At 72.4% G+C, this 9,626-nt stretch carries 9 protein-coding genes and 1 rRNA gene; 9 read left to right on the forward strand and 1 reads right to left on the reverse strand.

Annotated features, from left to right (window positions below; translation table 11 throughout):
• The first annotated feature begins 17 nt into the window (after positions 1–17).
• Positions 18–344 (forward strand): antibiotic biosynthesis monooxygenase family protein, encoded by a 327-nt coding sequence (locus BLS67_RS08535; protein ID WP_091242974.1) that lies wholly within the window; start codon positions 18–20, stop codon positions 342–344.
• Here BLS67_RS08535 and BLS67_RS08540 read toward each other — a convergent pair.
• Complete coding sequence (locus BLS67_RS08540; protein ID WP_091242977.1) at positions 319–1,305, reverse strand: alpha/beta fold hydrolase; 987 nt, start codon at positions 1,303–1,305, stop codon at positions 319–321. The genes BLS67_RS08535 and BLS67_RS08540 overlap by 26 nt on opposite strands.
• A gap of 104 nt (positions 1,306–1,409) precedes the next feature.
• Between BLS67_RS08540 and BLS67_RS08545 the strand changes: the two genes are divergently transcribed.
• From BLS67_RS08545 to BLS67_RS08580, 8 genes are all read left to right on the forward strand, one after another.
• Positions 1,410–2,555 (forward strand): branched-chain amino acid aminotransferase, encoded by a 1,146-nt coding sequence (locus BLS67_RS08545; protein ID WP_091242981.1) that lies wholly within the window; start codon positions 1,410–1,412, stop codon positions 2,553–2,555.
• 2 nt (positions 2,556–2,557) lie between these two features.
• Entirely contained in the window at positions 2,558–3,517 is a 960-nt protein-coding gene (locus BLS67_RS08550) for a bifunctional riboflavin kinase/FAD synthetase (protein WP_091242984.1), read from the forward strand.
• A gap of 91 nt (positions 3,518–3,608) precedes the next feature.
• The gene (gene rpsO, locus BLS67_RS08555; RefSeq protein ID WP_091242986.1) at positions 3,609–3,878 is read left to right on the forward strand and encodes a 30S ribosomal protein S15; all 270 of its coding nucleotides are present in this window, start codon (positions 3,609–3,611) and stop codon (positions 3,876–3,878) included.
• Between the two features lie 261 nt (positions 3,879–4,139).
• Positions 4,140–6,386, forward strand: coding sequence for a polyribonucleotide nucleotidyltransferase (locus BLS67_RS08560; RefSeq protein WP_091242989.1), 2,247 nt, complete (start codon positions 4,140–4,142; stop codon positions 6,384–6,386).
• On the forward strand, positions 6,383–7,777 hold the full coding sequence (locus BLS67_RS08565; protein WP_242653929.1) for a M16 family metallopeptidase: 1,395 nt from the start codon (positions 6,383–6,385) through the stop codon (positions 7,775–7,777). The genes BLS67_RS08560 and BLS67_RS08565 overlap by 4 nt, the downstream gene beginning before the upstream one ends.
• Positions 7,774–8,136, forward strand: a complete 363-nt coding sequence (locus BLS67_RS08570; protein WP_091242993.1) for a hypothetical protein — start codon at positions 7,774–7,776, stop codon at positions 8,134–8,136. Before BLS67_RS08565 ends, BLS67_RS08570 begins: the two co-directional genes overlap by 4 nt.
• 47 nt (positions 8,137–8,183) lie before the next feature.
• On the forward strand, positions 8,184–8,978 hold the full coding sequence (gene dapB / locus BLS67_RS08575; RefSeq protein WP_091242996.1) for a 4-hydroxy-tetrahydrodipicolinate reductase: 795 nt from the start codon (positions 8,184–8,186) through the stop codon (positions 8,976–8,978).
• A 440-nt stretch (positions 8,979–9,418) separates the two neighbouring features.
• A 16S ribosomal RNA gene (locus tag BLS67_RS08580) occupies positions 9,419–9,626 on the forward strand; the annotation flags it as partial.

Raw genomic sequence — 9,626 nt, forward strand, 5'->3', positions numbered from 1 at the left:
GAGCAGGATGAGCTGCCATGAGCGTCGTGAAGATCAACGTCCTGACCGTGCCGGCCGAGGCCCGGGAGCGCCTGGAGCAGCGCTTCGCGAACCGGGCCGGGGCCGTCGAGTCCTCGGACGGGTTCGAGTGGTTCGAGCTGCTCCGGCCGGTCGAGGGCACCGACGACTACCTCGTCTACACCCGCTGGCGCAGCGAGGCCGACTTCCAGGCGTGGCAGGACGGTCAGGACTTCGCCCGCGGTCACGCGCAGGCGCGGTCGGACGCCGGCGGGCAGGGGCCGGCCGCCACGGGGTCGACGGTGTGGTCCTTCGAGGTGGTCACGCAGGCGTCCCCGACGGCGTGAGCGGGTCGGCCTCGGCGGCGTCCTCGATCCTCGTCGCACCGCGGACGGCGGCGGCCCAGCGTTCCTCGCGCTCGGCCGGCGTGAGCACCTGGTCCGCCGTCGTCGCCACGAAGTCGGTGACGACGGCGGCGAACCGGCCCGGGTCGTCGACCTGCGGGAAGTGCCCGGCCCCGGCGAAGACCTCCAGCCGGCTGCCGGGCAGCAGCGCGTGCAGCTCGTGGGCGTGCCGCACGGGGATGACGGCGTCGGCGGCGCCCCAGACCAGCAGCAGCGGGAGGGCCTCGGCGAGGTAGACCCGGTCGGCGGCGCTCACCCGCTGACCACCGGAGTCGAGCACCGCCCGCGCCGTGTGCACGAAGGCGGCCCGGGCGTCGGCGTCGGCCAGGGTGTCCAACCCGGTGACCACCTGCGTCGTACCCGGCGGGGTCCAGCGCTGCAGCGGCCGGAGCACCTGGCGGCCGGCCGCCCGGGTGAAGCGGTTGAACACCGCCGGCAGCACCCACTCCGCGCCGGGCAGGGTCACCGCGCGGAGGGCGGGGGACACGTCCCGGCCCAGACCGCCGGAGTCCACCAGCACCAACCGCTCGACCAGCCCGGGGAACTGGTGGGCGAACTGCAGCGCGACACCACCGCCCAGGCTGTGGCCCACCACCGTGGCCGACCCGGCACCCAGCACGGTCAGCAGGTCCCGCGCCTGGGTGGCGAAGGACCCCAGGCTGTAGTCGCCGGGCGGCTTCTCGGACTCCCCGTGGCCCATGAGGTCCGGTGCGACCACCCGGTGGGTGCGGGCCAGCTCGTCCAGCGCCGGCCCGAAGCTGGCGCCGGACCCGAGCAGCCCGTGCACGAGGAGCAGCACCGGCCCCTGCGTGCCGCCGATGCGGGCGTGCAGGTCGTGGCCGTGCAGGCGGACCCGGACCCGGCGGACGCGGGTCGAGGTCCAGGGTGTGTCCGCGGGTGACATGCACCCGAGCCTAGGTCCGCGGTGGGCGCCCGGCCGGGGGAGCGGGACTAGTCTCGGGCTGTCGGGCACGGGCCCGACGTCGTCCCCGATCCGAAGTGGGAGCCATGACCGACACGCTCAGCCCCAGCCACACCTCCTCGCGCACCTTCGCCGAGGGCGTGCCGGTGGTGGTGGAGCAGGCGCCCCGCCGTTCGGCCGCCGAGCGCGAGCAGCTGCTGGCCGACCCGGGCTTCGGCAAGGTCTTCACCGACCACATGGTCATCGCCCGCTACGTCGCCGGCCGCGGCTGGACCGAGGCGAAGCTGACCGGCTACGCCCCGCTGCAGCTGGACCCCAGCACCGCCGCGCTGCACTACGCGCAGTCGATCTTCGAGGGTCTGAAGGCCTACGCCCAGCCCGACGGGTCGGTCTCGATCTTCCGGCCCGAGCAGAACGCCGCCCGCATGGCCCGCGGCGCCGTCCGCATGGCGATGCCGCCGGTCCCGGCCGAGGGGTTCGTCGCCGCCGTCGACGCCCTGGTCGACGCCGACCGCGACTGGGTGCCCACCGGCCCGGACCAGACCCTCTACATCCGGCCCTACCAGCTGGCCGTCGAGCCGTTCCTGGGTGTGCGGCCGGCGTCGGAGTACCTGTTCGTGGTCATCGCCAGCCCGGCCGGCGCCTACTTCCCGCGCGGTGTCCAGCCGGTGTCGGTCTACCTGTCCGAGGACTACATCCGGGCCGCCCCCGGCGGCACCGGCGACGTCAAGTGCGCCGGCAACTACGCCGCCAGCCTGCTGGCCCAGGAGCAGGCCATCGCGGCCGGCTGCGACCAGGTCGTGTGGCTGGACGCCGTGGAGAAGAAGTACGTCGAGGAGATGGGCGGGATGAACCTGTTCTTCGTCCTGGGCTCGGGTGCCGACGCCGAGCTGGTCACCCCCGAGCTCACCGGCACCCTGCTGCCGGGCATCACCCGCGAGTCGCTGGTCACCGTGGCGCAGGAGCTGGGCCACCGGGTGACCGAGCGCAAGTTCTCGGTCGAGGAGTGGCGCGCCGGGGTGGCCGACGGGTCGATCACCGAGACCTTCGCCTGCGGCACGGCCGCGGTCATCACCCCGGTCGGCGACGTCAAGGCCCGCACCGGTGACTTCTCGGTGGGCGACGGCACGCCGGGCACCGTCACGATGGCGCTGCGCGAGCGGCTGCTGGACATCCAGCACGGCCGGGTCGCCGACGACCACGGCTGGCGGCACACCGTCACCGCGGGCTGAGCGTGCGGCGCTGGCGCGGCCTGGAGGCCACCCCGGGTGACCTCGGGCGGACCGTGGTCACGGTCGGCATGTACGACGGGGTGCACCGGGGGCACCAGCAGCTCATCGGTGCGGCGGTGGCCCGGGCGCGGAGCCTGGGCCGCCCCGCGCTGCTGCTGACCTTCGACCCGCACCCGGCCGAGGTGGTCCGGCCGGGCTCGCACCCGGCGATCCTGACGTCGGGGGACCGCAAGGCCGAGCTGGTCGCCGAGCTCGGCGTCGACGCCATGTGCGTGCTGCCCTTCACCCCCGAGTTCAGCCGGCTGTCGCCGGAGTCGTTCACCCACACCGTGCTGGTCGAGCACCTGCACGCCGCGGCCGTGGTGGTGGGCGAGAACTTCAGCTACGGCCACCGTGCGGCCGGCGACGTCGCGTCGCTGACCCGTGAGGGGCGCCGGTTCGGCTTCGCGGTCGAGGGCCTGGACCTCGCCGCCGACACCGCCGGCGGGGGAGAGGTGACCATCTCCTCCACCTACATCCGGGCCAGCGTCGCCGCCGGCGACCTGGGTGCGGCGGCCCGGGCGCTGGGGCGGCCGCACCGGGTGGACGGCGTCGTCGTCAAGGGCGACCAGCGCGGGCGCGACCTCGGGTACCCGACCGCGAACGTGGAGTCCCCGCCCTACACGGCGGTCCCCGCCGACGGCGTCTACGCCGGTCACCTGGTGCGCCGCGACCCCCGCGGCGGCAGCGGCGAGCGCTTCCCCGCGGCGATCTCCGTGGGCACCAACCCCACCTTCCAGGGCACCCGCCGCACCGTGGAGGCGTTCCTGCTCGACTGGACCGGCGACCTCTACGGCGAGCACGTCGGCGTCGAGTTCGCCGAACGGCTGCGCCCGATGGTGGCCTACACCGGCGTCGAGGCCCTGATCGCCCAGATGGACCAGGACGTGCTCGACACCCGTCGGGTCCTGGGCACCGTGTAACCTGGGGTGACCGCCGGGCGACCGGCGGGTGTGCATGCTGCCCCCGTGACACCGACCGGGGGCCACACGTGACCTGCCCAGGAGGCACCATATGGCGCTCGACAGCGCGACGAAGAAGCAGATCATGACCGAGTACGCCACGGTCGAGAGCGACACCGGGTCCCCCGAGGTGCAGGTCGCGATGCTGACCCGACGGATCAGCGACCTGACCGAGCACCTGAAGATGCACAAGCACGACCACCACAGCCGGCGGGGCCTGCTCCTGCTGGTCGGCCGACGTCGTCGGCTGCTGAACTACCTGGCCAAGACCGACATCAACCGGTACCGCTCGCTCATCGAGCGGCTCGGCCTGCGCCGCTAGCCAGTCGAGGGGACCGCTCCGCACCGCGGAGTCGGTCCCCTCACTCGTGCGGCACCCGTCGCACGGGCCCAGGCGGCCACGCCCGGCCCTGGTCGCGCGGCTTCCGCGCACGGCCCGGTCCTCGGTAGTGGCCCCCGGGATGCGGCTGGCGTACGCCCCGCAGCCCGAGGGCTTCGATCGAAGACCGGTCCCAGGGACCACCCGGTGCACCGCCGCCGAACCAAGAGGGCGCCGCCGCATGCGGCGCAGGAAGAGGACACGATGTCCGCACCCACCACCGACGCCGTCGACTACGACGAGGACGGCGTCTTCACCGCTACCGCCGTGATCGACAACGGGTCCTACGGGTCCCGCACCATCACCTTCGAGACCGGTCGGCTGGCCAAGCAGGCCGCCGGCTCCGTCGTCGCCACCATGGGCGACACCACGCTGCTGTCGGCCACCACGGCCGGCCGCCAGCCCAAGGACCACTTCGACTTCTTCCCGCTGACGGTCGACGTCGAGGAGCGGATGTACGCGATCGGGAAGATCCCCGGCTCGTTCTTCCGCCGCGAGGGCCGGCCCTCCGAGGACGCCATCCTCACCTGCCGCCTGATCGACCGCCCGCTGCGCCCGACCTTCGCCAAGGGCCTGCGCAACGAGGTCCAGGTCGTCATCACCGTGCTGAGCCTGGACCCCGACCACCTGTACGACGTGCTGGCGATCAATGGCGCCTCGGCGTCCACCCAGCTGTCGGGCCTGCCCTTCTCCGGCCCGGTCGGCGCCACCCGCGTCGCGCTGATCAACGGCCAGTGGGTCGGCTTCCCGACCCACGCCGAGCTCGAGGACGCCGTCTTCGACATGGTCGTGGCCGGCCGCGTGCTGCCCGACGGCGACGTCGCGATCATGATGGTCGAGGCCGAGGCCACCGAGAAGACCATCGACCTCGTCGCCGGTGGGGCCACCGCCCCGACCGAGGAGGTCGTGGCCCAGGGGCTCGAGGCCGCGAAGCCCTTCATCAAGGCGCTGTGCGACGCCCAGTCGGCCCTGGCCGGCAAGGCCGCCAAGCCCGAGGCGCACTTCCCCCGCTTCCTGGACTACCAGGACGACGTCTACGCCGCCGTCGAGGCCCACGCGACCGAGAAGCTCACCGCCGCCCAGGCCATCCCGGGCAAGGCCGAGCGCGACGACGCCACCGACGCCCTCAAGGACGAGGTCAAGGCCGCCCTCGCCGAGCAGTTCGAGGGTCGCGAGAAGGAGGTCTCCGGGGCCTTCCGCGCGGTGACCAAGAAGGTCGTCCGCCAGCGCATCCTGCGTGACAAGGTGCGCATCGACGGCCGCGGCGTCACCGACATCCGGCCGCTGTCGGCCGAGGTCGAGGTGCTCCCGCGGGTGCACGGCTCGGCGCTGTTCGAGCGCGGCGAGACCCAGATCATGGGCGTCACCACGCTGAACATGCTCCGCATGGAGCAGCAGCTGGACACCCTGAACCCGGTCACCCGCAAGCGCTACATGCACAACTACAACTTCCCGCCGTACTCCACCGGCGAGACCGGCCGCGTGGGCTCGCCCAAGCGCCGCGAGATCGGCCACGGGGCCCTGGCCGAGCGGGCCCTGCTGCCCGTGCTGCCCGACCGCGAGGCCTTCCCGTACGCGATCCGCCAGGTCTCCGAGGCGCTGGGCTCCAACGGCTCGACGTCGATGGGCTCGGTCTGCGCCTCCACCCTGTCGCTGCTCAACGCCGGTGTGCCGCTGCGCGCCCCGGTCGCCGGCATCGCGATGGGCCTGGTCTCCGACGAGGTCGACGGCAAGACGCAGTACGTCGCGCTGACCGACATCCTCGGTGCCGAGGACGCCTTCGGCGACATGGACTTCAAGGTCGCCGGCACCAAGGACTTCGTGACGGCTCTCCAGCTGGACACCAAGCTCGACGGCATCCCCTCCGACGTCCTCGCCGGTGCGCTGACCCAGGCCCGCGCGGCCCGGCTGCACATCCTCGACGTCATGCTCGAGGCCATCGACGGCCCCGACGAGATGAGCCCGTTCGCCCCCCGGGTGACCACGGTGCGCATCCCGGTCGACAAGATCGGCGCGGTCATCGGGCCCAAGGGCCAGATGATCAACGCGATCCAGGACGAGACCGGCGCCGACATCACCATCGAGGACGACGGCACGATCTACGTCGGCGCCTCCGACGGCCCCTCGGCCCAGGCCGCGGTCGACCGGATCAACGCGATCGCCAACCCGACGCTGCCCAAGGTCGGCGAGCGGTTCCTGGGCACGGTCGTCAAGACCACCGCCTTCGGTGCCTTCGTCTCGCTGCTGCCCGGTCGCGACGGCCTGGTGCACATCAGCAAGCTGGGCAACGGCAAGCGGATCGCCAAGGTCGAGGACGTCGCCAACGTCGGCGACAAGCTCCAGGTGGAGATCACCGACATCGACGCCCGCGGCAAGATCAGCCTGGTCCCCGTCGTCGAGGGCGGTGCCGAGGCCCCGGCCGAGGCCGCCGCCGCCCCCGCGGGTGAGTGACAGGGCTCAAGACGCTGCCTGACACCAGCCTGAACGGCACCGGGGTGGGTGCGGCTGCGGCCGCGCCCACCCCGGTGGCCGTCGGGCACACCGAGGTCCTCGACGTCGACGAGTTCGGCGGACGCGTGGAGCGCACCGAGCTGCCCGGCGGTCTGCGCGTCATCACCGAGTTGATGCCCGGCGTCCTCTCGGCGACCGTCGGCATCTGGGTGGGCGTCGGCTCCCGGGACGAGACGCCGGCGCTGGCCGGGTCCTCGCACTTCCTGGAGCACCTGCTGTTCAAGGGCACCCGGTCGCGCAGCGCGCTCGAGATCGCGACGGCCATGGACGCCGTCGGCGGTGAGATGAACGCCTTCACCGCCAAGGAGCACACCTGCTACTACGCCAACGTGCTCGCCAGCGACCTGCCGCTCGCGGTGACGATGCTCGGTGACCTGGTCACCGACGCACTCAACACGGCGCCCGACCTCGAGTCCGAACGCACGGTGGTCCTCGAGGAGATCGCCATGCGGGACGACGAGCCCGCCGACGCCGTGCACGACCTCTTCGCCGAGACGTTGTTCGGGGACACCCCGCTGGGTCGTTCGGTGCTGGGCACCGTCGGCTCCATCGAGTCGCTCACCCGGGACGACGTCGACGGCTGGTACCGGCAGCGGTACGCCGCCCCGTCGATCGTGGTGGCGGCCGCGGGCCGGGTCGACCACGCGCAGGTGCTCGACCTGGTCCGGCAGGCGTTCGGCGACCGGTTGTCCGGCGACCACCGGCCCGATCCGCTCCGTGCCGGGGACGACGCCGTCGGCACCGTCCCCGTCCGCCGCACCGGCCTGATCCACCGGCGGACCGAGCAGACCCACCTCCTGCTGGGCTCGGTCGGCATGGGCCGGCTGGACGACGCCCGCTACGCCGCGGCCGTGCTGGACGCCGCCGTCGGCGGGGGGATGAGCTCCCGGCTCTTCCAGGAGATCCGGGAGAAGCGCGGGCTGGTCTACAGCGTCGGCTCGTCCCTCACCCACTACGCCGGCACCGGGGTGTTCTCCGTGTACGCCGGGTGCGCCCCCAAGCGGGTGCCCGACGTGCTGCGGCTGATCCGCGAGTCCCTCGGCGAGGTGGCCGCGCACGGCATCACCGACGACGAGGTGGCGCGCGGCATCGGCCAGCTCAAGGGCGGTCTGGTCCTGGGGCTGGAGGACACCGGGTCGCGCATGAGCCGGCTGGGCAAGAGCGAGCTGTCCTACGGGGAGTACCTGCCGCTGCCCGAGGTGCTGCGCAGGCTGGACGCCGTCGGCACCGACGCGGTGCGGGCGGTCGCCGCCGACCTCCTCGCCCGGCCCACCGCACTCGCCGTGGTCGGGCCCTACCGGGAGAAGGACCTGGAGAAGCTGACGGCATGAGGTCGTGGTTCGTCGAGCACGGGGCACTGGCCCGGGGCGCCTTCGTCGTCACGGTGCTGGTGTCGCTCGCCGTCCTCTTCGCACCACCGGGCGACGTCCCGCCCACCCCGTACGGGATCGACGAGGTCGTGCACGGCGCGTTGTTCGCCGCGCTGGCCTTCACGGCACGGTGGGCCGGCGTCGGCCGGGCCGTCACCGCCGGGCTGATGGTGCTCTACGCCGCGGTGAGCGAGGCGCTGCAGGCCACCGATCTGGTGCAGCGCGACGCGTCGCTGGGGGACTGGCTCGCCGACGTCGTCGGGGTGCTGGTGGGGCTGGTCGCGTGGCGCCTGGTGGAACGGGCCCGTCCCCGCAGCTGATCCCGCCGGGGTTGCGTCGGCGTCCGCCGTTGGTGAGAGTGCCCGACATGACCTCCAGCAGCCCCGCCCCCGCTCCCGCCCCCGAGGCGCCGCTCACCTCGGTCGCCGTCCTGGGCGCCCGCGGCCGCATGGGGGTCGAGGTCTGCCGCGCGGTGAACGAGGCCGACGACCTCGAGCTCGTGGCCATGGTCGAGGGCAGCGAGTGGTTGTTCAACGTGGCCGACGGCGGTGCCCAGGTCGCGGTCGACTTCACCCGGCCCGAGTCGGTCATGGAGAACATCCGCTTCTGCATCGACCAGGGCATCCACTGCGTCGTCGGCACCAGCGGGTTCGACGAGGCCAAGATCGCCACCGTTCGCGAGTGGCTGGCGCCCAAGCCCGACCTGGGGGTGCTGATCGCCCCCAACTTCGGCATCGGTGCCGTCCTCCTCATGAAGTTCGCCGCTGAGGCGTCCCGTTTCTTCTCCTCCGTGGAGCTGGTCGAGCTGCACCACCCCGCCAAGGTCGACGCACCGTCCGGCACGGCCACCCGCACGGCCCAGTTGATCGGGGAGGCGCGGCGCGCGGCCGGCATGGCGCCGGCACCCGACGCGACCCAGGAGGGGTCGTCGCTGCCGGGTGCCCGTGGGGCCGTGGTGGACGGCGTGCCGGTGCACGCCGTCCGGCTGGCCGGCCTGGTGGCGCACCAGGAGGTGTTGCTGGGCACCCAGGGCGAGACCCTGACCCTGCGCCACGACTCGTACGACCGGGCGTCCTTCATGCCGGGCGTGCTGCTGGCCGTGCGGGAGATCCAGCGCCGGCCCGGGCTGACGATCGGGATCGAGTCGTTGCTGGGCCTCTGAGGCGTTCGTCGGGGGTCGTGCTGGCCCCCGACACGGTCCCGGACAGCCCCCGACACACCGGATCCGCGTGACGTGCGTCGTAGACGCCGCCGCATCGGAACGCGCTGACCTGCGGTTCGTCGCTGCCGGCACCCCGGATCGACCCCTGCGGGTCACATCGGGGACCCCCCGGGTTTGACGAGCCGTACCCCGTGGCGTAACTTTCTCTCTGCGCCGGGAACGACCGCGAGGCCGGGCCCGAGACGCCGAGCAGGACAAACCAAGCCGTTCACGAAGGCCCTCGGGCCGGGTTGTCCGCGCGTCCGCTCTTTGAGAACTCAACAGCGTGCCGAAAGTCAGTGCCATATGTTTGATCCCCTCCCTGCTTTGGTGGGGTGGGTGTTGGGTTGATTGATATCGAGAGTGCCAACTCTTGGTTCTCGGCCTTGGATCTGAATTCATCTACGGAGAGTTTGATCCTGGCTCAGGACGAACGCTGGCGGCGTGCTTAACACATGCAAGTCGAACGATGAAGCCAGCTTGCTGGTGGATTAGTGGCGAACGGGTGAGTAACACGTGGGCAACCTGCCCTCAGCTCTGGGATAACTCCAAGAAATTGGTGCTAATACCGGATATTCTTCTTTCACCGCCTGGTGGTTGGAGGAAAGT

Origin of the sequence: Klenkia soli, assembly GCF_900103975.1 — a bacterium.
GTDB lineage: Bacteria > Actinomycetota > Actinomycetes > Mycobacteriales > Geodermatophilaceae > Klenkia > Klenkia soli.

Excerpts from the sequence above, each read along its gene's own strand:
- BLS67_RS08535 (WP_091242974.1), top strand. The coding sequence starts at position 18 with ATGAGCGTCGTGAAGATCAACGTCCTGACCGTGCCGGCCGAGGCCCGG.
- BLS67_RS08540 (WP_091242977.1), bottom strand. The coding sequence starts at position 1,305 with ATGTCACCCGCGGACACACCCTGGACCTCGACCCGCGTCCGCCGGGTC.
- BLS67_RS08545 (WP_091242981.1), top strand. The coding sequence starts at position 1,410 with ATGACCGACACGCTCAGCCCCAGCCACACCTCCTCGCGCACCTTCGCC.
- rpsO (WP_091242986.1), top strand. The coding sequence starts at position 3,609 with ATGGCGCTCGACAGCGCGACGAAGAAGCAGATCATGACCGAGTACGCC.
- BLS67_RS08560 (WP_091242989.1), top strand. The coding sequence starts at position 4,140 with ATGTCCGCACCCACCACCGACGCCGTCGACTACGACGAGGACGGCGTC.
- BLS67_RS08570 (WP_091242993.1), top strand. The coding sequence starts at position 7,774 with ATGAGGTCGTGGTTCGTCGAGCACGGGGCACTGGCCCGGGGCGCCTTC.
- dapB (WP_091242996.1), top strand. The coding sequence starts at position 8,184 with ATGACCTCCAGCAGCCCCGCCCCCGCTCCCGCCCCCGAGGCGCCGCTC.